This window comes from Polaribacter glomeratus, assembly GCF_002954665.1.
GTDB classification, from domain to species: domain Bacteria; phylum Bacteroidota; class Bacteroidia; order Flavobacteriales; family Flavobacteriaceae; genus Polaribacter; species Polaribacter glomeratus.
This window is the reverse complement of the sequence record NZ_MSCM01000002.1, coordinates 437,003-462,493: the sequence shown is the minus strand read 5'-3', so window position 1 is coordinate 462,493 and position 25,491 is coordinate 437,003. Positions and strand designations below refer to the sequence as shown.

The window sequence follows — 25,491 nt, the reverse complement described above, 5'->3', positions numbered from 1 at the left end:
TCGGTTAGTTTTTTTGAGGCTAATATTACATTATTTAAGGCTTAAAAAATTTCGGCTAAAAATAATAAATGGACTAAAAATATTATTTAAAATTAAAGTAATTTTTAGCATTGTAATAGCAAATATCACTTACAATTTTGCCTAAAAATTCTTCATCGTTTGGTAGCTCTCCATTTTCAACATCAGTACCAATAATATTGCATAAAATTCTTCTAAAATATTCGTGTCTAGGAAAAGACAAAAAACTTCTAGAATCTGTTAACATACCAACAAAACAACTTAATAAACCTTGATTAGAAAGCGTTTCAATTTGTTTTTCCATTCCGTCTTTTTGGTCTAAAAACCACCAAGCAGCGCCAAACTGAACTTTACCTTTTATAGTACCATCATTAAAATTACCAACCATCGTTGCAAACATTTCATTATCTGCCGGATTTAAATTATAAACAATCGTTTTTGTTAATTGATTTTTGCTATCTAAAGTATTTAAAAATCCGCTTAAAGCCTTCGCTTGCGAGAAATCGCCAATAGAATCAAAACCAGTATCTGGCCCTAGTTCGCTTAATAAACGTTTGTTATTATTTCTGATAGCACCCAAATGCAATTGCTGTGTCCAACCTTTTTTATGATACATTTTTCCTAAAGCAATCATGGTTTTTGATTTAAAAAAAGCAACTTCATCCATCGTTAAATCTTGATGATTTTTTACTGTATCAAAAAGTGAAGAAATATCATATTTTTCAGTTTCAAAAAAGTACAATTGTTCTAAACCGTGATCCGATAATTTACAGCCATTTTCGTTAAAAAAATCGATTCTGTTTCCTAAAGCAGTCAGCAGGTCTGCGTAATTTTTAATTGATAAATTACTTGCTGTTTCAAGCTTTTTAAGATATTCATTGTAGCTTTTTACATCTTCTACTGCAAAAGATTTATCAGGTCTAAATGTTGGGTACGTTTTTACTTTAGCAGCATCTTTTTGAATGGCAATATGATACTGTAAAGAATCAACAGGATCATCAGTTGTGCATAAACTTTCTACGTTTTGCATTTTTAATAAACCATTTGCAGAATGTGTTTTTTGTTGCAATATTTTTTGAGTTTTCTCGTAAATTTTTTCTGCGTTTTTTGGTGATAAAATTTCATCAATTCCAAAATACGCTTTCAGTTCTAAATGCGTCCAATGAAATAACGGGTTTCTAATGGTAAAAGGAACCACTTCTGCCCATTTTAAAAATTTTTCTTTATCAGTTGCGGTACCCGTTATGTATTTTTCATTGATACCAAAAGCACGCATTGCACGCCATTTATAATGGTCACCAGCCAACCAAACTTGGGTAATATTTTCAAATTTAGTGTCTGCTGCAATTTGCTGCGGTGATAAATGATTGTGATAATCAATGATTGGTAAATCCTTAGCAAATTGATGATACAATTTTTTAGCAAAATCGTTTTGAAGTAGAAAGTCTTTAGTAAGAAATGTATTCATTTTTTAAGTTTAAGAAAGGAAGTTAATATTGCCATTAAGAAATTCAAATATACAAAGTTGAACTTATTTTTAACATCAAAAAACAACAATAAATGCTTAATTTTTTAAAGTTAGGTTGTATAAAATATAAAAGTGGATAATTGAAATTCAACAGTATAGTACAGGATACTTTTAATTTTTTGAAAATTTATATTTTAAAATAAAACAAACAAAATATCACGTCAACTTTAATAATAATGGATCTACAGAATAACAATAATATTAAAGAAAAAGCATTTTATTATTTTATGTTTCTTTATTTTTTATTTGGTACAACCTTAGAGATGTTTTCGCAAAAAATATTTCTAGAAAAAGCGGGTATTGTAATGATGGAGGCAGAAAATACAACGAGTCCATTAGATTTGTGGGTAACAAGTACAACTTTTTCAACATTTTCCGGAACGGGTCATTTAGAGTTTTCTGGAGGGGTTGTAACAGGTTCAGGGTCACCTTTATCGCCTTTAGTTTACAAATTTAAAATTAATGAAGCAGGCGATTATTCCTTAAATGTAAGAGGTAGGTCTAGGTTGCTTGCAGACGAGCCCCAAGATTGGGGAAATGATGCTTGGTTTAAGGTACAGGGAGATTATACTGTAGGTGTAAATGGGCCACCAGATATTAGTTGGATGAACACTGATACTAAAATATTTGTGGGTAGAGGAGGAAATGGAGATTGGGGCTGGGGTACCAATTATGATAGAAATCATTTGCAACCAAAAGCTATATTCAGTTTTAAAGCAGGAGAAATTTATACATTAACGATGTCTGGTCGTTCGCAACGTTTTAATGTTGATAGAATTTTATTAGCAAAAACTTCAATTCCAACTCATCAAGCAAGAGCAATTACTCAAGAATCTCAATGGTTTGATGATGGCGGAATTGTAGAAAGATATACTTATGATGCAATTAATCACTTTACAAATATTAATGTAGGCGAAGTAGATTATTATAAAGATGTTGCAAGAAGCGCTTTAGCAATTGATGCATCCGCAGTAACTGATAGAGGTAAATTTGCCAAAGCGAACACAGATTTTAAAGGAAAAAATGACACCTATAATGTTATATTAAAAACGTTGGCAGAGTTTGACGGTGAATGTTCATATCGTTTTTTAGTAAATGATGTTGTGGTTGGTACGTATACAAATCCGTCAGTTAGTCAAGATAAGGACTATCAACATCAAGAGGTTATTTTTGAAGGTGTAAAGATTAATAAAGGTGATATTATTGCCGTTGAATCTAATTCGCACACAAATGGAATAATTTCTGAAGGAACAGGAACAGCTTGGGCACGAGGAAGATGGAAAAGTGTTGCCATGGTACCAACTGTTTACCAAGGAAGAGTTGCAGTTGTTGCAGATGGAAATTATAGAGATTCTGACGATATTGCAGGAACACCAATTTCATTAGCAATTTTAAAAGCGTTGGGTTTAGAAAACCAATTGGTACATTATTCGCATTCTTGTGATTTAGTTCCTGGAGCAAATGATCCTGGAGGTGCTTTTCGTGAAGCAGAAATGCAAACGAGTTGCGACGGAACAGCATTAAGGTTTGGTGGTTTTGATCATATTACTTTTTTCAACTGTCAATTGCAAAAAGCAGCAGCAATAAAGGATTTAAAAGATAAAATTAACGACTCGTCAAAATCAAATCCTCTATGGATTATAGAAGCAGGTGAACCAGATATTATTTGGGAGGCTGTAAATGCTGCAGAAGTATCAAAAAGAGCATTTATATTTGTAATTACACATCATCCTGCAAATGATGTTGGTGATACATATGATTTAAGTGATGTAATGTCGTTGGGAATTCCAACAACAAATTTAAAATCAATTCCGGATCAAAATATTTTATTAAAAAAGCCTTTAAGCGATTGGTATTGGGCAAGAGATCATACAGATTCTAGAATAAATTGGCTTTGGGATAGAGGCTTTGTAGCCCAAACAACAGCAATGAATTACCCAGCAATTGTTGGTAAATTTGATTGTTCTGATGCTGGTATGATCTATTATTGGGCGACTATTAAATCGGGCGGTGATTTTTCTTGTGATGTTCTAAAATTAAAAGAATTGTTTTTAGAATATATTCCTGTAATTCCACCAGATGCAGAGTTTCTTAATCCAAAAAATGAAAAAATTTTTGAAACGGGTTCAACCATAGAAGTAGAAGCAGCGCCAAATATAGATGCATCACAAATACAAAGTATTGAACTTTTTATAGATGATGTTTCTGTAAGTATTTTAAATCAAGCACCTTATACTTGGGGTTTTAATGGTCAATCTAATACACAATTAGAAAATATGGACGAAGGATCCTATGTTTTACTCTTAAAAACTACAAATACTTCCGCAAAAATTTCTACAGCAACAATTATTGTTTATGTAAAAACGCCCGTTGTGCACGAACCTTATGGGGGAGTTATACATAATATTCCTGGTATTATACAGATTGAAGATTATGATGAAGGCGGAGAAGGAGTAGCTTTTCATGATACAACTGACGGGAATTCAGGTGGTGTATATAGAACAAAAGAAGGCGAAAATGTAGATATAGGTACTGGAGGTTCTGGGTTTGTTACTGAATCACTTTCAGGAGGAGAATTTACAAGGTATAGTGTAAATGTTGAAGAGGATGGAGTTTATCAAATACTTGTAAATTACTTTACATATTCGGTAACTTCAAAACCATTAGAAGCATATATATTGCCAATTGATTTGACTAGTTCAACCCAGTTATTTGCAGCACTTGGAGGCTCGTCAACAACAGGAATTAAAAAAATAGTAAATGAAAATGATGAAGTGATTTTTGGAGATTATACTTCATCAAATTTTAATCTAACTAAAGGAAATTGGATTTTAGAGTTTAGAATTCCTAATGGTGGCGCAGGGCCAAGATATGATTATATCACCTTAAATAAAGTAGAAACCCTAGGTTTAAATTACCTAAATAATGAAAAAGAAATATTAAATATATATCCTGTTCCTAGTAATTATGGCATATTTAATTTAAGTACTTCTCAAACTTGGATAGTTTATTCAACTTTAGGAAAACAAATTTTAAAAGGAGAGGGCAATCTTGTTAATATATCAAAATTTTCGAAAGGTGTTTACATTTTAAAAACTAAAAACGGAATTAAGAAAAGATTACTTTATAATTAAATTTCACATCAATATTGAACAGTTATATGTTAAAGTTAAACACTTTACAGCATAGTACAGGATGCTTTTTTTAAGATGTAGCTTTAAATTTGTTAAAAACAATCATTAATTAAATAAAAAACTTTATGAAGACAAAATTACACAAAGCACTATTTATTGGTGCATTAGCACTTTTAGGAGCGCAAACGTCACAAGCACAAGGGGATAATGTCTATTTAGGAGAGCCATTTGGAGGTACCGCTATAAAAATTGGTGCAACAGGCGTTGTTGGATCTGTGACTAGAATGGAATTAGAAAATTTTGATTCTTTACCTGGTTTTCCTGATAGTTTTAATATTGGGGCAAATATGTCTAGTGAAGCTTTTGGTACTTATTGGGATAAATCAGTAGCCGCAGGAGCAGTACCAGGAAACAATTCTGGTAATGATGTTGCAGGTACATATAGGCCAGCTGGAGATGTTGATGTTGCAGAAATAACTTACGAAGATACTAGCACGGGTTATGTAATTACAGGTAATCAAGGAGGCGAATACACATTACAGACGGTAGAGGTTGTAACAGCTGGTACCTATCATTTAAACCTTAACTTTAAAAGCTTTGGTGCTGGTAAAAGGTATGAAATTACTTTGTATTCTCCAGCAACTTTAACACCTGTTAAGCAGTTATTTGTAGCTACTAGTGCTGATGCAATTGATGGAACATTACTTTCAACAAATATTGCAGATGATGGTGGTTATATCTATAGAGACTCACAAAACTCTAAGCCGTTTACGCTAGAAGTAGGAACTTGGATCGTTTATGCTAGAACATTAGATGGTGGACCAACTTTTGATTATATAAAATTTACCTTTGATAGTACCGCAACAGCGAGTGTTGATGATGAGCAAGTTTTAGGAAGTAAATTATCTGCGTATCCAAATCCATCTGCTGGAGGAGTGTTTAATTTAAACAAGGAAAGTAACTGGGAAGTTTATAATGTACTTGGAGTTAAAGTTTTAAGAGGAGAAGGAACTTCGGTTAATCTTTCGCAATTTGCTAAAGGAGTTTATATTTTAAAAACACCACATGCAACTAAAAGGTTGATTACAAATTAAGAGAATAGTATTAGAATAATATTAAATAAGGGCTATCTAATTATTTTTTAGATAGCTTTTTTAGTTATCACTATTTTAAAATAAAATTTGTTAAGATATACAGTATAGTGCAGGATGGTTTTGTATAATCTGTCGGTTAAATTTACATAATAAGAAACAAAATAAATAAATATTAAAATGAAAAAAATCACTTACATATTGTTATTATGTGTTGTAGTATTTTCTTGTAAAAAAGACGTTGAAGACGAGATAATAGGAGGAGGGGTCTCAGGAGAAGGAGACAATTGGTTTGCAGGCCTAGATTTGCCTTTGGCAGATAAAACAGGATATCCTTATGAATCAGCAAAAATGACAACGGCAACACTAAGTATCAATTCATCTAATACAATTGCAGCTAATAACCTTTTACTAGGTGCAAATTTTGGAGGATTTTCAACCAATGACGAAAAAGAAATTGTACGTTTTTTAAAACCCGTTACTGTTCGTTTTCCAAGTGGAGTTTGGGCTAATTGGTACAATTGGGAAAAAGATATGTCTGAATATGATGCTACAGACCCTTATGATATTGGTGAATTTCATAGAGGCGTAATGGATACTTGGGCTAATAATAATACAAAAGCTGGTTTTCCTGGTTTAACAGATTTACATGCAGAAATGGGTTTTAATACTATTTTTACTTATAATGTAAATTATGATAATGCAGCAAAATCTGTAGCACGTTTAAAAGATAGTGAGGCAAAAGGTTTTGATGTAAAATATATAGAATTAGGAAATGAACAATTTTGGTTAGATCAAAGAAGTTCAAAGACATCAACACCAATAAAATATTTCTTTACGGTAAGGCCAATATCAGCAGCTTTAAAAGCAGCAAAACCAGGCTTAAAAATATCCGTGCCAATGGGATGGAGGACAGACCAAGCAGCTTATAATCTTCAAATAGGAATCTTTAGTAAAACGTATTTTGATGCTATTTCTTTGCATAAATATATTGATCCAGAAAGAACAGATCCAAAAATTATAAAAAGTATTGAAACATATAAAACGATTCTTACTCCAAGAATCGAATTAAAAAATTCTACAAAATTTGTTCAAGATTTTGCGCCAGGAAAACCAGTTTGGTTAACAGAATGGGGCGTAAGTTGTGGTTTAAATGCTGCTTCTTTTTTAGGTCAAGCAGACGCTTATATGTATTTATTTGAAAACCAAGACACCTATGAACGTGCAGAATGGTTTGGATTAACAACGGCTTTAAACCCAATGTATAGTTTTGGTGATGAGTTTACAGATAACGGTGGACGCCCAGAAAAATCGTTAAGAAATATGAAAAAAACTGGACATGGTGCAGTTTATGAAATATTACGTGATGTATTCGAAGATAGTCAGATTTATGAAACTTCAATTTCAACAAGAATTTTAGATACAGGAGTAAATGCTGTAGAGGCAAAAGCTGTAACTAAAAATGGAAAAACATTAATTTTTGCAGTAAATAAAACGGTAAGAAGTGTGCCTTTTAGAGTAAAATTAGATGGAACCGTTTTAACAAGTTCTAAAAAACATGAAGCGTTATTTTTCGAAAGCCTTCAAGATAATAAGTATTTAAATCTTGATCAAAGTGCCTTAACTTTAATAGATGAAGGAACATCAGTTATCATATTACCTCCTTTATCAGTAAATAAAATTTCATTGTAATAAGTAGAATTAATTACGATCATAATGCTAATTTAATCTGATTTTGAAACAATCTTATCAGATTAAATTAGCATTTTTTGTTCTATATTAAATTAAAAAATAAATAGATGAAAAGAGTTTTTACCTTAACGTTATTAGTGATAATTACATTACAAAATTACGCACAAAACCCAGTTATTTCCCAAAGATATACTGCAGATCCAACTGGTTTAGAATACAATGGTCGTTTATACCTATGGACTTCACATGATATCGATGAACAAAAAAGATATTGGATGAATGATATTACCTGTATTTCTACAGAGGATATGAAAAACTACACAGATCATGGCGAAGTGTTTAAAGCGCCAGATGATATGCCTTGGGTTACACAAGCTTGGGCTCCATCCGTAGTAGAAAAAAACGGAAAATTTTATTTGTACACAGGTGATGGAAATAGAAGTGTAAATGTTTCTGTCAGCGATAGTCCAACAGGTCCTTTTAAAGGTGTTGGCGGCAAACCATTAATAACTAAAGAAACTCCAAATTCTGATGTAGAATGGCTTTTTGACCCCACTGTTTTTATTGATAATGACGGTCAAGCCTATTGCGTTTTTGGAGGCGGACCAACAAAAATTCAGATGGATGGAAAACGTAAAAAAAATGGAAGAATTATTAAATTAGGAGACGATCTAGTTAGCACAGTTGGGGAAGCTGTTTTAATTGATGCGCCGGGTTTTTACGAGGGTGGTTATATTAGTAAACGCACTGTAAAGGGAATTACAAAATACTATTTTTCATATTTTACTAATATTGGTACAGGTATGAATATAGAGTATATGATGAGTGATAACCCTATGTCTGGTTGGGAATATAAAGGAATTATTTTAAAACAACCAGCAGATAATTATAACAATTCTCATGCAAGTGTTTTTTCATTTAAAGACAAATGGTATTTAGGATATCATACAAGAAAAATTGCTACGGATAGAAAAGTGGAGGAAAACATTGCATTGCGTCAACGTTCTGTTTCTGTGGATGAATTATTTTTTAATACCGATGGTACAATCAAAGAAGTAATTCCAACATCCGAAGGACCAAAACAGGTTAAAAATGTAAATCCGTTTCAAAGAAATGAAGCAGAAACAATGGCAACACAATCATATTTGTTACCGGGAATTGAAACTGCTGCTTGTAATGATATTTTTCAAGGAAGAATGGTTACAGAAATTGAAAGTGGCGATTGGATAAAAGTTGCTGGAGTAGATTTCGAAAACGGCGCAACATCTTTTGAAGCAAGAATAGCAGCACAAAATTTTGGCGGAATTGAAATAAGAATTGGCAGTGAAAAAGGTAGATTAATTGGTACTTGTGAAATTACACCTACTGGAAATTTAACGATATGGAAAACTGTAACTTGTGCTGTGGAGCAAATAAAAGGCACACACGATGTGTACTTTAAATTTACAGGTCAAGGAGCAAATGTTTTCAACTTTAATTGGTGGGAATTTAAAAAGTAGATCTACTATTTTTTGGTTGATTTACAAAAACTTATGTTTAGCAATAAATCATTAAAAAATTAAAAATGAAAAGGTTAGCCATAGTAAGTTTTTTGTGTCTGTTTCTTTTAATTGAAAAGAGCTATTCCCAAAAAGAATCACCCCTTAATTGGGAAAATCAAGCAATTATACAACAAGGTACAGAAGAGCCACATGCGCACTTTTATAGTTTTCCTAGTGTTCAATCTGCAAAAACATTTAATCGATCAGAATCTTCTTGGTTTCAATTATTAAATGGTGATTGGAAATTTAATTTTGTTGAAAAACCTGCGGATAGACCAATCGATTTTTACAAAGAGAATTTTGATGATTCTAATTGGGATACAATTCAAGTTCCTTCTAATTGGGAAATGAAAGGATATAGTTTGCCTTTATATACTAATGTGAAGTATCCTTTTCCTAAAAATCCACCTTTTATTCCTCATGATGATAATCCTGTAGGATCTTACCGTCGTAATTTTGAAATTTCATCAGCATGGAAAAATCATGAAACCTTTATCACTTTTGATGGGGTAAATTCTGCTTTTTTTATATGGATTAATGGTAAAAAAGTTGGCTATAGTCAAGGAAGTAGAACTTCTGTAGAATTCAATATTACAGATAAAGTAAAACTAGGAAAAAATGTAGTTTCTGTAGAGGTATATCGCTGGTGCGATGGTTCTTATCTAGAAGACCAAGATTTCTGGCGACTGTCTGGTATGTATCGAGATGTATATTTGAGTTCTAGAAAACGTGCGCATATTCGAGATTTTACCATTCAAACCGTTTTAGACTCAAATTATGTAAATGCAACTTTAGATATTGATTTAAAATTAGCAAATGTACCTCTTAACTATGCTGTTGAGCTTCAGCTTTTTGATGCAGAAAGAAATTTAGTATTAATAAAAGAAATTGCTGCTAAAGAATCTAAAATTTCTTTAGCCATAAAAAATCCTAGAAAATGGAATTCAGAAGATCCTTATTTATATACAACTTTACTGAACTTAAAGGATGAAAAAGGGACTATTTTAGAAAGCATTCCTCAAAAAGTGGGCTTTCGTAAAGTTGAAATTAAAGGTAATTTGTTTTTAGTAAACGGAGTTCCGGTGAAGATGAAAGGTGTTAATCGCCATGAATTTGATCCTGTAAACGGTCAGGTTGTTTCTAGAGAAACCATGTTACGAGATATTCAATTAATGAAATCTTTTAATATCAATGCCGTTAGAAATAGTCATTATCCAGATGTTCCAGAATGGTATGATCTCTGTGATGAGTTTGGTATTTATTTGATGGATGAAGCCAATTTAGAAACCCATGGTTTTGGAAATCGCGGTTTTAATCAACTGTCTAACGATCCCACTTGGGAGAAACCTTATCTAGATCGTATTACAAGAATGGTAAAGGCAAATAAAAATCATCCTTCAATTATTATGTGGTCTTTAGGAAACGAATGTTCAGACGGCCCTCATTTTATAAAAGCATATAATTGGATTCATGAAAACGACCCAACGAGACCTGTTCATTATCAAGGAGATCAAAATGCAAGTGATGTTATTTCTCGATTTTATCCACCTGTAGATTGGCTTCCAGAAAATGCAAAACCATTAATGACGTGCGAATATAATCATGCAATGGGAAACTCGTCAGGGAATTTAAAAGAATATTGGGATTTGATTTATGCAAATGACCGTCATTTTGGTGGTTTTATTTGGGATTGGATGGATCAAGGATTAAAAACTAAAACACCAGATTCAGCAAAAGACAAAATAGGAACAGGTCCTGTAAAAGAATATTTTTCTGCCTACGGCGGATGGCACAAACAAAAGTATTCTAACGATGGAAGTTACTCTCAAAACGGATTGATTGATGCCAATTGGCAACCACATCCAGGATTATATGCTGTAAAATATGCGTATCGAAATATTCATACAAAACCTGTGGATTTAGAAAACGGAATTGTTGCAATTCATAATTGGTTCGATTTTACAAATATCAAGGAAATAGCAACAGGTATTTGGGAAATTCATGAAAACGGAAAATTAATTGCATCAGGAAGTATTGATTATTTAGATATTTCTGCGAGATCAGAAAAGAAAGTGAACTTAAATTTGCCAATTTTGGCTACATCAGCACAGGAAAGATTTTTAACAGTTCGGTTTTTCTCAAAAAATAAAACAGCATTAGTAGCTGCCGGACATGAAATTTCTTGGGATCAGTTTGTGCTTTCCGGAAGTTATGCTGTAGAAGAAACTAATAATAAAGAGCGCATCAGTTTAACTGAATCTGCAGAAAAAGTAGTAGTTTCTGGTGATACTTTTTCTTTGGAGTTACATAAAATTAGTGGTGATTTTACTTCCTATAAAGTATTGGACAAAGAAATGATATCTGGAAGTAGATTAGATTTTTGGCGTCCTTTTACAGATAATGATAGAGGCGCAATGGGTAAAGGCGAGTTAGGTGGCGCTGTAGGTTCTAATATTTGGAAAAACGCAAATGAATCTCAAAAAGTAACCAAGTTTACTGTTGATAAAAAAGAAAATACAGTTGTTGTTATTCTTGAAATTTCAAACTCAATTACAAAAGCAAAAGTTACAAGCAATTATACTATTTATGGAAATGGAACCATTGACATAGAAGTACTTTATGATAACTCTGCTATAGTTTTAAAGGATAGAAATGCACATAGAATAGGTATGAAATGGCAGGTAAATGCAGATTTTTATAACCTAAATTGGTATGGTCGTGGGCAGCAAGAAACCTATGCAGATCGTAATTATGAAACCATTGGTTTGTATAAAGGTGCTGTGGATGCACAATGGGTAGATTATGCTCGTCCTCAAGAAAATGGCTACAAAACAGCTGTTCGTTGGGTTACTTTAACCGATGAGAATGGGAAAGGTGTACGTTTCGAAACTTTAGGAAAACCTGTTGGAGTTGGAGCACGATATTATTCTGATGAAACGATAGAAAAATCAAAATATGCTTTTGAAATGACTCGTTCTCCTTACATTTTTTTCAATATTGATGCGTTTCAAATGGGTGTTGGCGGTCGTAATAGTTGGGGCGGAGTTCCGTTAGATCAATATCAAGCATTGAACGATTTTTATTCCTATAAATATCGAATATCTCCAATAAACAAACTTTAAAAAGAAGAAGATGAAATTAAAATTAAGTATTGTAGCGATTATATTGATTACCATTAGCGCTTGTAAAATGCAACAAACTAAAGCTGACATGACCGGTTTTGTTTCGTTATTTAATGGAGAAAATTGGGAGGGTTGGTATTTAAAAATCAGGAATAATGATGCTGATTTAGCAAATAAAGTGTTTCAGATTGAAAATGGTATGATCCATGTTTTTAAAGAAGTGCCAGAAGGATCAGAGGTTGCAAATGGTAAAAACCCAACGCATGGTTTGTTTTATACAGACAAAGCCTACAGCAAGTATATTCTGAAATTTGAATACAAATGGGGAAAGAATAAAGCAAATAATTACCCAATGTTTCAATATGATGCTGGGTTGTATTATCATGTTATCGATGATGCTATTTGGCCAAAAGGAATAGAATATCAAGTGCGTTATAACCCGGAAATCGATAAAAATCATACAGGAGATTATTGGGGATTAGCGCCGTATAATTGGACTTCTAATGAAAACAACGAATTTGCTTTTATTGAAGATGGAGGAAAACCACAACCACCAAGAGGTATGGAGCATTTGGCAAGTCCGACTCGAAATTTTAACGGTTTAAATGACAAATGGAATCAATGTGAAGTCATCGTTATGGGAAGTGAATATTCAATTCACAAACTAAATGGAGAGATTGTAAATATGGCAACGAACTTTGTAATGGATGGAGGTAAAATAGGTTTTCAATCTGAAACTGCTGAAATTTACTATCGAAATATTATGATTAAAGAATTGAAGGAATTTGTACCAGCAGAAACATTTTTAAAATAATAATTACATAAAAAATTATGAATATTAAAAGTATCCTTTTATTATTATCTCTCTTTTATTTACCTACAAACGCACAACAACGCACCATTTCTGTTGATGTAAATAAAGTAAAAGGCGAACTATCGCCAAGTTACCTATACTGCATTGGTGCAGGAAGGGCAAACGAAGGTTTAAGAGCCGACTGGCAAGCTCAACTGAAAGAAGTGCAACAAGAAATCGGCTTTAAGTATATTCGTTTCCACGGAATTTTATCTGACGATATGGGCGTTTACTTTGAAGATCAAGCAGGCACCCCAATTTATAATTGGCAATATGTAGATAGGCTTTATGATTTTTTATTAACGCAAAACATTAAGCCAATTGTTGAGTTATCATTTATGCCATCGGCCTTAGCCAGTGACGATAAGACTGTTTTTTGGTGGAAAGGAAATGTTACGCCTCCGAAAGATTATGCTAAATGGAACGGACTTATTACGGCATTTGTAAAACATTTAGAAGAACGCTATGGCAAAGAAGAAGTAAAAACATGGCTATTTGAACTTTGGAACGAGCCAAATCATCCAGCTTTCTTTATCTCAAATAATATTGAGTTTCCAAATAAGTTGGACGCTTACATGAAATTGTATAGTGAAACGGCAAAAGCTGTCAAGTTAGTTTCTACAGATTATAAAGTTGGCGGACCTGCAACTTCAGGTACAGCTTGGATTTCAGATTTCATAGAACTTTGCGTTGCAAATAATTGGTCAGTTGATTTTGTTTCTACCCATGCTTACGGCGTAAAAGGCGATGGCTTAGATGAATTTGGTACTAAAAAGCTTATTTTACGTCCAGATTTGGACGTTTTACCCAGTAGAGTGGCTAACTCGAAACAGGACATACTTAAATCTCCACGCCCAGATCTTCCACTTCATTTTACGGAATGGAACACCTCATATTCGCCCGCAGATTTAATTCACGATACATATTTTAATGCAGCTTATATTCTTAACGTTCTTAAAAAATCGGAAAATGAAGCTACTAGTATGAGTTACTGGACATTTACAGATATTTTTGAAGAAGCAGGCCCGCCTAAAACGCCTTTCCATGGTGGTTTTGGTTTAATTAACCTTCAGGATATTAAAAAGCCTTCCTACTTCGCGTATGAATTTTTGGCAGGCTTAGGTAATAAAGAATTAACGACCGATGATCAAAGTGCCATAGTTTGTAAAGATGACAAAGGGAATGTTCAAGCTTTATTTTGGAATTTAACCAATATTGATTTCAAAGGTTCTTACAATAACGAATATTTTGGGAAAGAAGTACCAGCAAATTCAATTGGAGACGTTACGCTCAAGGTCAACAATTTGCAACCTGGTACATACAACGTTCAGGTTTACCAAACTGGTTATTTAGTCAATGATGCTTATACAAAGTACATCCAAATGGGAAGTCCATCGCAAATAACGAAAGCTCAAGAAAAACAGTTAAAGGAAGCTTCAGAAAACAACCCTGTTGAAGAATTAACTGTAACCATCAAAGACGGAAAATTTGCTAAGACGCTTAAAATTAAAGAAAATGATGTTTTTTTTATGACCATGACTAAAATGTAGTCTTTATTATGAATCTTTTTGTTATCTACTTAAAGTAACATAAAACAGTCAAGCAATAACGATGGATTTACCAGATTATTAAGTGGTTGTTCATAGAGTAAAATTTACTACAAAAAGATGACAAAGTAGTAAAGCGTTTAATAAAAGTTTGTTGCAATTATGAGTTGAATATTGCATCAATTTAAATCAATACATAAATATTTTTAATAAACATGAAAAACAAGTATTTGTATATTTTTATGGGCTTGGCTTTAAGTTCTGTATTATTTATTTCAGGCAAAAAGTACATCAGTTTAGGTGATCAACCATCAAAGAAAGGTATAGCGATTTACAAAAATCCGAATGCTAATATTAACGATAGAGTTAATGACTTGCTTTCTAAAATGACTTTGGAAGAAAAGGCAATGCAATTGAATTCGGCATCTATACGAAAATCCGCAGCTGTAGAAGAAGGAGTAGAGCTTATTGAAAAATCAATTGAAGAACAGCTAAAAAACGGTATCGGTTTTATTGAAAACACTTTTGATCAGCGCATGCCAGAAAAAAGTGTTGAGATGGTAAACAGTCTTCAGAAATACTTAAAAGAAAAAACCCGACTTGGGATTCCTGCAATTATTGGGACAGAATGTTTACATGGACACGCAGGTCGTAATTCTACTGTTTTTCCTACACCGCTTGCCATGGCTTCTAGCTGGAATACAAAACTTGTTAACGAAGTGTTTGATGTAATTGGACGTGAAGCAAGAACTAGAGGAGGACACGAAGCACATACACCAGTGCTAGATATCGGTAGAGATCCGCGTTGGGGTAGAATCGAAGAAACCTATGGAGAAGATACGTATTTAACAACTCAAATGGCTATTTCTATTATTTCTGGATTACAGGGAGGAACCACAGGAAACCCAGGATTAACGCATGTAATTGCGTCGCCTAAACACTTTGCAGGTTATGGTCAAGTAGAAGGTGGTAGAAATTTTGCTGCAACACCTATTGATACCAAAGTTCTTTTTGATGAGATATTGCCTCCGTTTAAAGCGGTTGTTGAACAAACCAACGCATTAGGAATGATGGCGTCACATTGTGAAGTTGACGGTGTGCCTGCACATGGAAATAAATGGCTTTTAACCGATTTGTTAAGAAATACTTGGGGTTTTAAAGGTATTGTGGTTTCTGACTATAATGATATAAAACGTCTTGAAGAATTCCACCATATAGCGGCAACAACTCAAGAAGCAGCAAAACTAGGTCTTATCGCTGGGATGGATATAGATTTGCCTTCTGCTTCTGCTTTTAAATATCTACAAGAAGTTGTAGAAGAAAATCCAGCACTTGTAAAGGAGCTTGATGCAAGTGTAAAAAGGATATTACGTTTAAAGTTTATGTTGGGGTTATTTGAAAATCCGTATACAGAAACAAAAGGAGTGAGTGATTTTATAGGAAATAAAAAACATGTAGCACTTGCTGAGAAAATAGCAACAGAATCAGTCGTTTTATTAAAAAACACCAATAATATTCTACCTTTGAATGTAAAGGAGATTAAAAATATTGCTGTTATTGGGCCAAATGCCAATTCGGATGAGATGGGAACATATTCCATGAAAAATGATGATGTTGTTTCTATTTTAAAGGGAATAAAGAATTACGTAGGAAAATCGGTTAAAGTCAATTATGAAGAAGGATGCAAAATAGCCAAATTTGAAAATAAAAATGGACAAGACCGACTTATAGAATACACAGAATCTGAAGAAAAGGAATCGATGATTAAGGCAATCGATTTAGTTAAAAAATCAGATGTTGCCATTGTTTGTGTGGGTGGAAATGAAAAGACAAGTAGGGAGGCTTTTTACAGACCAGGAGTTGCAGGAGATAGGTCGACAATTGATTTGTTAGGAAATCAGAAAAAACTAGTAATGGATGCAATTGCAACTGGAAAACCCGTAATCGTTGTGCTAATGGGCGGCAGACCTTATGCTATCCCTGAAATTGCGGAAAAAGCAAGTGCCATTGTAAATACCTTTTATTTGGGACAAACAAATGGTGACGCTTTGTCTAAAGTGATTTTTGGCGCAGTAAATCCCTCAGGAAAATTAACAATAAGCTTCTTGCACTCTGCAGGACAGATTCCCTTTTATTATTCTATGAAAGCAAATTCTTTTTATAAAGGATATTGGGAAACACCACCAACGCCAGTGTATGCATTTGGTCATGGTTTATCCTATACGTCTTTTGAGTATTCAGATTTAAATATTGAAAAAGAAGTTTTTGATATGAATGAAGCTGTTACTTTTTCTGTAAAAGTAAAAAATACAGGAAAAATTGATGGTGCTGAAATTGCACAAATATATTTTAGAGATAAAGTGGCTTCTGTAACTCGACCTGCACAATTGTTAGTGCGATTTGAGAAAGTATGGTTAAAAGCAGGTGAGGAAAAAACATTGACGTTTGCGCTAAATCCAGAAAAAGATTTATCATTTACAGGAATAGATTTAAAAAAGGTTGTAGAACCTGGCGAATTCAATTTGATGGTTGGAGGTGCTTCGGATGATATTCGATTAGAGAAAATATTTAGATTAAAATAATACGATTTTTTGGTCAGTTTCAAATATGGGAAAATTGCTAATCATGAGGTCTTTTTTGGCTGATATTTGATGTGATTTCTGTTATATAAAAATGAATTTAAAAACAATCAACTTATGAAAAAACTATTGTATCTATTCATCATTTTCGCTGTAATAATTAGTTGTAAAAATGATCAAACAAAAATAGCAGTTCAAGAGAATAGTATCCAAAAAAATGAAACCGATGTGTTTTATCATTATTCTATTTGGGAAGCTTTTGTAAATAAAATTTACGATGGTACGTTAACTGCCGGCGAATTAAAACAAAAAGGAACTATTGGTTTAGGTTCTTATAATGGTTTAGATGGCGAGCTAATTATGTTAGACTGAATTTTGTACGAAGCACTAGGAAACGGACAAGTAATTGTAGTAAATGACACTACCAAAATTGCCTATGCTAATGCTGCATTTTACACAGAAGACAAAACTTTTGATATCAATAAAGTTGAAAATTATAATCATTTAAGAGCACAAATTAACGAACAAATAGGCTCTAGAAATTATTTCTATGCGTTTCAAATTCATGGTACTTTTAACAAATTAAAATTAGGTGGAGTTCCAAAACAAGAAAAACCGTATACAGAAGGTTTGGATGTTTTAATCCCAAATAGACCTGTTTTTGATAGGGAAAATATCACTGGAACGTTGGTTGGTTTTTACTGTCCAGATTTCATCGGAAAAATAAATGTGGCTGGCTATCATTTTCATTTTGTTTCTGCTGATAAAAAATCTGCAGGTCATGTAATGGAATTTACTGATGCTTCAAATTTATCTGGAGGTTTTAAAAGAATTGCAAAATATCAATTTGATTTACCAGAAACTCCAGCATATGATTCTGTTAATTTAGAGAAAAGTTTTCAATACAATAAAAAATAATTATGATAAAAAGGCTTCTATTTCAATTTATACTAGTGCTAACTTTTTTTGGGTGTCATAGACAAGTTCAAAATCAATTTCAACAATCAGAATTAGAAGCAAATTTTAAAAATCCACCTGCAGACTCAAAAGCAAAAACGTGGATGCACGCTTTAAGTGGCAATATGTCCAAAGAGGGTTTGACCAAAGATTTAGAAGCGATTGAGAAAGTTGGACTTGGTGGTGTGTTGCTTTTTAATGTTTCTGAACATACTCCTGCTGGAAAGATTGCATACAATTCGCCCGAACATCACGAAATGTTAAAACATGCGGCAACTGAATGTGATCGTTTGGGGCTTACTTTTGGGTTTCATAATTGCGATGGATGGTCTTCTAGCGGTGGCCCTTGGATTACGCCAGAAAACAGTATGAAAATGTTGGTCTATTCTGATACAATTTTGAAAGGCGGACAAGTAAACGTAAAACTAAAACAGCCATTTACACGCAAAGATTTCTATAAAGATGTTGCGGTTTTAGCATATCCAACTTTGCCATCGGAAAAAGTAGATTTTAATAACAAACCTAAAATTACTTCATCAGATCCTAATTTTAATAGCGGTTTGGTTGTTGATAAAAATTCAAAAACCGAAGCTACAATTGAAGGTAAAAATTCTTGGGTACAGTTTGATTATGGCAAATCGTATACCATCCAGTCTTTTTTTATGGAAGTCAAAGATAGATGGGCAAGTGCAGAGTTGTTAACTTCTAACGATGGCATAAATTATACAAAAGTAAAAGACCTTTTTAAACACAAAACAGTTCATCAAAGAGTTGATTTTTTTGATCATTTTGAACCTATTACTGCTCGTTATTTTAGAATTAATCTCCATTCGGTTTCGGTTATAAGAGAAATTAATTTGATGGCTACTTTTACTGTCGGGAATCTATTAGCACGAACTGGTCTTCTTCGAATTGACGATAATGAGCTTTCTAATATTGGAAATCCAAAAAAAGAGATGATTATTGATCCAAAAACAATCATCAATTTATCGGCTAAAATGGATGCAAAAGGGAATTTAAAAACCACTTTGCCAAAGGGTGATTATACCATTATTCGTTTTGGATATACTACAAATGGTCAAGAGAATGCACCGTCCTCAGTTTCTGGTCGCGGGTTAGAGTGTGATAAATTCAGTAAAAAAGCAATCAAAACGCATTATGATAATTTTATTACCAAAGCAGTTCAAAATTTAAAAGGGAATAATTCCTTGCAATATATTGAGATTGATAGTTTTGAAAGAGGCTTACAAAACTGGACTGATGAATTAGATACTGTTTTTAAACAAAAGGATGGGTATGATTTGGTGCAATTTCTACCCTTGTTTACAGGTCGATTTGTAGAAAGTGCCAAAGCTTCGGATGCTGTTTTGTCTGATTTTAGAAAACTTACTTGCGATTTAGTTACCGAAAATTATTATGGGTATTTTAGTGAGTTGTGTCATAAAGACGGATTAAAAACTTATTTTGAACCCTACGGCGATGGTATGATAAACGAATTGGATGTTGCGGAAAAAGCCGATATTAATATGGGAGAATTTTGGCCAGATCGTAAAGTAAAAATGATGGGTGCAGCAATTTCTGGAAGTCGTATTTATGGCAAAAATATTGTTTCTGCAGAATCCTTTACTTCTATTCCAAAAACCAATTGGAAAGGACATCCTGGAATGGTAAAAGTTGAAGGAGATTCTGCTTGGGTGCAAGGTATTAATCAGTTTATGTTACATCGTTTTGCGCATCAGGCAAACACACAAGTAAAACCAGGAATGACGTTGGATAAATGGGGTTTTCATTTTGATAGAACCAACACTTGGTGGTACAATGCTGGCGAAGCTTGGTTTAAATATATGCAACGAGGTTCTTATATGTTACGACAAGGTTTGCCAGTTTCTGATGTATTGATTTTTATTGGTGAAGGTTCTCCAAATGCGCCTTTTTACAGAGACGATTTTGAACCAAACATTCCTAATGAAACTAATTTTGACAATGTAAATGCAGATGTTTTAATTAACGGAATTACCATTAAAAAAGGTCAAATAGTTTTGCCAAGTGGTACAAGTTATAAAGTTTTGGTTTTAAAAAATTGTGAAAAATTATCCTTAAAATCGCTAGAGAAAATTCATAAAATAGCATTGGCAGGAATTCCTGTAGTTGGTGTAAAGACTATAGAACCCGCTGGTTATTTGGTATCAGAAAAACTGAAAGAAACGTTTAAAAAGTTGGTTTTAGAAATTAAAAATCAACCTAAAACCTATGCCGATTTTAATTGGAAAAAAATATTTAAAGAAAATAATATTGCTACCGATTTAGATTTTGTGGATAGAGACGATTTGTTGTACACACACCGTAAAGATGAAAATACCGATATTTATTTCTTTTACAATCGTGATAAAAAAGCGGCTGTATTTGAATGTGATTTTAATATTGATGGTAAAATTCCTGAATTATGGAATCCTATTGACGGAAGCACTAAAAAATTAGGTCAGTTTATTCACAAAAAAGGTCAAACAAAAGCTTGGATACATTTAGAAGGTGAGGAAGCTGTTTTTGTAGTTTTTAGAGAGTCATCAAGAGGAATTCATACAGTAAGTTTAGAAAATCAACCTAATAATATACAAACAGAATATATTCTTAATAGCAAGAATCAATTGCAATTAATGGTAAAAGAAAACGGAATATTTATAGCAAATTTAGATTCAGGAGAAAAGAGACGTATCGAAATTAAAAATATAGAAAAGCCGATTGACATCAGTAAAAATTGGAATGTAGAATTTTTAAAAGAAAATGACTTTGAAGCAAAGATTCCTTTTAAAGAATTAACAGATTGGAAAGATCATAAAAATGAAAATATCAACTATTATTCTGGAACTGCCGTTTATCGTAAAAGTTTTAGTTTTGATGATAAGAAATCAGAAAAAACAGCACGTTATATATTAGATTTAGGCAAAGTAAGTATTGCCGCTGAGGTAATTTTGAATGGGAAAAATTTAGGGGTTTTATGGATGTCTCCTTTTAAATTAGATATTACAAAACAATTACAAAAAGGCGAAAATACATTAGAAATAAAAGTAACCAATCAATGGACAAACCGCTTAATTGGTGATGAGAGATTTCCTGCTACAGATGGTTTCGATAAAGAGGGTGCAAGTATGCCAGATTGGTATGTAAACAATCAACCAATGCCTAAAAGTAAACGAACTACTTTTACAACTGCTAACTTTTACTATGAAAATAGTAGTTTAATATCCGCAGGATTATTAGGACCGGTTCAAATAAAAAATGAGAGGTTAATTTTTATTGAAAGCAAAAAATAGTATTTTCATTCATTAGTTCCTGATTAAAAATAATTTTATTTTAAGTTACGGCTTTTTTCAGCTAATTAGAATCAAGTCTTGGTTCTTGCTTCTAAAAGCGAATCTGTCTTTAGTGCTTTATTGTGCAACAATTATTTTTATAACAATGAAGCATACTTACAGCACAGAACAGGATGCTAAATAAAAAATATATAAATAGTTTCGTTTTTAGTTTATTTTTTAAAAGTCAAAAGAGTTTAATAATTTATTTTACACTAGAAAAACACATGAAATTAATTCATAAAACGATAGTTTTCAATTTACTTTTGATGTTCGTTTGCGGTTCATCCTCATTATTAGCACAAAAGTTACAAGCTCATAAATTAGTTGTAGAATATCATATAAACCCTATTGGAATTGATGTTCAAAAACCAAGATTAAGTTGGCAAATGCTTTCTTCGGATGAAAATAGTGCGCAAACTGCTTATGAAATTCGTGTTGCTAATTCGGCATCAGAATTAAGCAAAAAAAGCAGTTTAGTTTGGACTTCAGGAAAAGTAAAGAGCGATACCGCTGTAAATATTGAATATGAAGGAGAAGCGCTAAAATCGATGCAACGTTTGTATTGGCAAGTAAAAATTTGGGACAACAAAAACAAGGCTTCTAAATGGAGTGCTGTTGCTTTTTGGGAAATGGGTATCTTAAAAACTACTGATTGGGAAGCATCTTGGATTACCATGAAAGATGAAAAAAAATCAGCAACTTCATTACCAAGTCAGTATTTTAGAAAAGAATTTTCAGCTTCAAAAACAATCAAATCAGCAAGAGCATATGCAACTTCATTAGGATTATATCAACTATTTATCAATGGAGAAAAAGTTGGAGATCAACAATTTACGCCAGGTTTTACAAGCTACAAAAAGCGTATTCAATATCAAACTTTTGATGTTACTTCAATGCTGCAAAAAGCAAATACAATTGGCGCTATTGTTGGCGATGGTTGGTACAGAGGTTATTTAGGTTGGGATGGATTGCGTAGTTATTATGGAGATACCTTAGCTCTTTTTGTACAGTTAAAAATAGAATATACAGACGGAACAAATGAAATTATTGTTACTAATGATTCTTGGAAATCTAGTTACGGACCAATTTTAAAATCAGATATTTATAATGGCGAAACCTATGATGCAAATCTAGAAATGAAAGGTTGGGCTACTAATAATTTTAATGCATCAACTTGGAAAGCAACAAGTATTTTAAATCACTCTAAAGAAATTTTAGTTGCTTCAAACGGATTGCCAGTAAGAATTACACAAGAAATAAAACCAATTAAAACGATAAAAACACCAACAGGAGAATTGGTTTTCGATTTAGGTCAGAATATTGTGGGTTGGGCAAAAATTAAAGTAAAAGGGAAAAAAGGAGATACCATTACGTTAAAATTTGCAGAAGTTTTAGACAAAGAAGGTAACTTTTTTACAAAGAATTTAAGAGCTGCAGAAGCAACAGATCGTTTTGTGTTGTCAGGAAATGGTGTAGAAACATTTCAACCACATTTTACATTTCATGGTTTTCGTTTTATAAAAGTTGAAGGTGCAACTCCAATTGCAGACGATATTACAGGAATGGTAATTCATTCTGATATGCAAGAAACAGGAACTTTTGAAACGTCAAATCCATTAATTAATCAATTACAAAGTAATATTCAATGGGGTCAAAGAGATAATTTTTTAGACATTCCTACAGATTGCCCACAACGAGACGAACGTGTTGGTTGGACAGGTGACGCTCAGGTTTTTAGTATGACTGCTGGTTTTAATTTTGACGTTGCTTCTTTTTACACAAAATGGTTAAAAGATTTAGCTTTAGATCAGCAACCAAATGGCGAAGTGCCAAATGTTATACCGGATATGTGGAATAATAAACTGGGTGGAACAACTGGTTGGGCAGATGCTGCGGTGATTATTCCTTGGTCTGTATATCAAACCTATGGCGATGTGCGTGTTTTAGAACAACAGTATGCAAGTATGACGGCATGGATTGAATATATGAGAAAACACGCAGGAAACAATTTTTTATGGGATCAAAATAGATGGCACTGGGGAGATTGGTTAGCTTTTAATTCTGATGCGCCAGATTATGCTGGTTCTGTAACCGAAAAAGATCTAATTGCAACGGCATATTTTAAATATTCAACGTCATTAGTAAGCAAAATTGCAACTATTCTTGGAAAAAAGGAAGATGCAGCCAATTATAAAACGTTAGCAGAGAACGTAAAAAAAGCATTTATTCAAGAATATATTACGCCAAATGGACGCTTAATGTCTCATACACAAACGGCATATGCACTAGCTTTATCTTTTGATTTAGTTCCGGAAAATTTAATTCAGAAATCGGCTAATTATTTTGCTGCGGATGTTAAAAAGTTTGGTCATTTAACAACTGGATTTTTAGGAACTCCGTTATTATGTAGCACATTATCAAAAATTGGTAGAGACGATTTAGCGTTTATGTTGTTAAATAGAAAAGAATTTCCAGGTTGGTTATATCCTGTAACGCAGGGCGCAACCACTATTTGGGAACGCTGGGACACTCAAAAACCAGATGGATCAATTATTGACGGAATGAACAGTTTTAACCATTATGCGTATGGTGCAATTGGTGAATGGTTGTACAATTATGTGGCAGGTTTAAGTATAGATCCTAAAAATCCTGGGTACAAACATATTTTATTCAATCCGCATGTTGGTGGCGGTTTAACGCATGCAAAAGTAACATTTCAATCTTTGTATGGCGAGGTAAAATCTGGCTGGAAAATTGAGAATGACAACTTTGTGTATGCTATTACAATTCCGGCAAATACAACAGGAACTATCACTTTAAATAATGCAAAAATTGAATCTTTATTGATAAATTCAAAAGCAGTAAATGCTGATGTGAAGCAAAAAATAAAGGCTACTGATAAAGCTTTAGAATTGACTTTAGGTGCAGGAACGTATCAATTTGAATATCCTTTAAAAAAATAAAATAGTAACCCAAACAGGGTTTAATATCCTGTTTGGTTTAAAATATTTAACGAATTCAGATGAAATAATTTTTAAACGATAGTTTCATCGTTCTTCTAAGCATTAGCATATCTCAACATGAAATTAAGTTTAAAAATAGGTGTTTATTTTGCGCTATTATTTTATGGCGTAATACTAAACGCACAACCAAGTGACGCATATATTAAAAAAATAAGGGGCGACGTGAACTCTAATTGGTTTCTAGAGAAAGGGAATGAGGTAAAATCCATCTCTTTAGATTGGCAATTTCAAACCGCTGTAGGTTTTAATAAGGTTTCTAAAAAAGCTAGAAAAACGGCTGTTTTAAATAATAGTTGGCATTTTTATCCTATTAAAAATGGAAAACCTGTTTTAGAAGCAGAGAAAATTAAATTACCTCACAATTTTAGTGCTAAAGAAAGAGATTTCGTTGCTGGTTGGTATATTTCAAATTATAAAATTGAGAAAAATCAGAAAAAACGATACCTTTTAAAACTTGATAGAATCCAACTATTTTCTGAAATTTATATCAATGGTAACCTTGTAGGACATCATTTTGGAGGATTTACTCCTTTTGATTTTGATATCTACGAGTTTTTAAAATCAGGAGAAAATAGTATCGCCATTTTTGTAAGAGATCAAAGTGCGTCGTTAGATAATGGTAAAATTTACAATCAAGTTGGTACAACAAGATTAGGAAATTACAATCCAGAAAGTAACAAGAAGTTAAAAGGCGGTATTGAAAGTAAAATTGTTATTGAAGAGTTAGAAGAGGTTCATCTAAAATCCGTTTTTATAAAAACATCAACAAGACAAAAAAACGTAGAAATTGACTATGAAGTTACTTCTAATTTCGATAAAAAAGCAACTATAACTTTTGAAATATTTCATTGACCAAATGGAGAAAAAGTAGTTTTAGAGCTTCCAAAAGTTCAATTAACTAAAGACGAAAATGGAAAAAACACTTATAAAGTAGCTTGGGAAAATCCAAAATTATGGAGTCCGAATCATCCAAATTTATATGTGTTAAGGACCACTTTAAAACATGGAAATAAAACAGATGTTCTTGATACTCGATTTGGTTTTAGAGAATTT

The 25,491-nt window shown here is 32.7% G+C and carries 12 protein-coding genes and 2 pseudogenes; 13 read left to right on the top strand and 1 reads right to left on the bottom strand.

All coding sequences use genetic code 11. The features are described from left to right. Window positions 1-82: 82 nt before the first annotated feature. On the bottom strand, window positions 83-1,486 hold the full coding sequence (uxaC, locus tag BTO16_RS12000) for a glucuronate isomerase (protein WP_105021922.1): 1,404 nt from the start codon (window positions 1,484-1,486) through the stop codon (window positions 83-85). A gap of 236 nt (window positions 1,487-1,722) precedes the next feature. On the opposite strand from uxaC, the gene BTO16_RS11995 reads away from it, so the two are divergent. From BTO16_RS11995 to BTO16_RS17980, 13 genes and pseudogenes are all read left to right on the top strand, one after another. Then, window positions 1,723-4,680, top strand: coding sequence for an Ig-like domain-containing protein (locus BTO16_RS11995; protein WP_105021921.1), 2,958 nt, complete (start codon window positions 1,723-1,725; stop codon window positions 4,678-4,680). A 125-nt stretch (window positions 4,681-4,805) separates the two neighbouring features. Further along, window positions 4,806-5,774, top strand: coding sequence for a T9SS type A sorting domain-containing protein (locus BTO16_RS11990; protein ID WP_105021920.1), 969 nt, complete (start codon window positions 4,806-4,808; stop codon window positions 5,772-5,774). A 177-nt stretch (window positions 5,775-5,951) separates the two neighbouring features. After that, the gene (locus BTO16_RS11985) at window positions 5,952-7,463 is read left to right on the top strand and encodes a glycoside hydrolase family protein (protein WP_105021919.1); all 1,512 of its coding nucleotides are present in this window, start codon (window positions 5,952-5,954) and stop codon (window positions 7,461-7,463) included. 107 nt (window positions 7,464-7,570) lie between these two features. Further along, complete coding sequence (locus BTO16_RS11980; protein ID WP_105021918.1) at window positions 7,571-8,962, top strand: glycoside hydrolase family 43 protein; 1,392 nt, start codon at window positions 7,571-7,573, stop codon at window positions 8,960-8,962. 65 nt (window positions 8,963-9,027) lie between these two features. Next, window positions 9,028-12,126: a glycoside hydrolase family 2 TIM barrel-domain containing protein gene (locus BTO16_RS11975; RefSeq protein WP_105021917.1), complete on the top strand. Its 3,099-nt coding sequence runs from the start codon at window positions 9,028-9,030 to the stop codon at window positions 12,124-12,126. A gap of 10 nt (window positions 12,127-12,136) precedes the next feature. Beyond that, window positions 12,137-12,940 (top strand): 3-keto-disaccharide hydrolase, encoded by an 804-nt coding sequence (locus BTO16_RS11970; protein ID WP_105021916.1) that lies wholly within the window; start codon window positions 12,137-12,139, stop codon window positions 12,938-12,940. Between the two features lie 17 nt (window positions 12,941-12,957). After that, complete coding sequence (locus tag BTO16_RS11965; RefSeq protein WP_105021915.1) at window positions 12,958-14,529, top strand: GH39 family glycosyl hydrolase; 1,572 nt, start codon at window positions 12,958-12,960, stop codon at window positions 14,527-14,529. Between the two features lie 212 nt (window positions 14,530-14,741). Further along, window positions 14,742-17,108 carry a glycoside hydrolase family 3 N-terminal domain-containing protein gene (locus BTO16_RS11960; protein WP_105021914.1) on the top strand — a complete coding sequence of 789 codons (2,367 nt, stop codon included), beginning with the start codon at window positions 14,742-14,744 and terminating at the stop codon, window positions 17,106-17,108. 114 nt (window positions 17,109-17,222) lie between these two features. Continuing rightward, a pseudogene (gene budA / locus BTO16_RS11950) lies at window positions 17,223-18,023 on the top strand (acetolactate decarboxylase). A gap of 2 nt (window positions 18,024-18,025) precedes the next feature. Further along, entirely contained in the window at window positions 18,026-21,373 is a 3,348-nt protein-coding gene (locus tag BTO16_RS11945) for a glycosyl hydrolase (RefSeq protein WP_105021911.1), read from the top strand. Between the two features lie 266 nt (window positions 21,374-21,639). After that, a complete protein-coding gene (locus BTO16_RS11940; RefSeq protein ID WP_211298233.1) occupies window positions 21,640-24,378 on the top strand; it encodes an alpha-L-rhamnosidase in 2,739 nt (912 codons plus the stop codon). Between the two features lie 117 nt (window positions 24,379-24,495). Continuing rightward, window positions 24,496-25,290: a sugar-binding domain-containing protein gene (locus BTO16_RS11935; RefSeq protein ID WP_105021910.1), complete on the top strand. Its 795-nt coding sequence runs from the start codon at window positions 24,496-24,498 to the stop codon at window positions 25,288-25,290. A 54-nt stretch (window positions 25,291-25,344) separates the two neighbouring features. Next, window positions 25,345-25,473, top strand: a pseudogene (locus BTO16_RS17980) (hypothetical protein); the annotation flags it as partial. Between the last annotated feature and the right edge of the window lie 18 nt (window positions 25,474-25,491).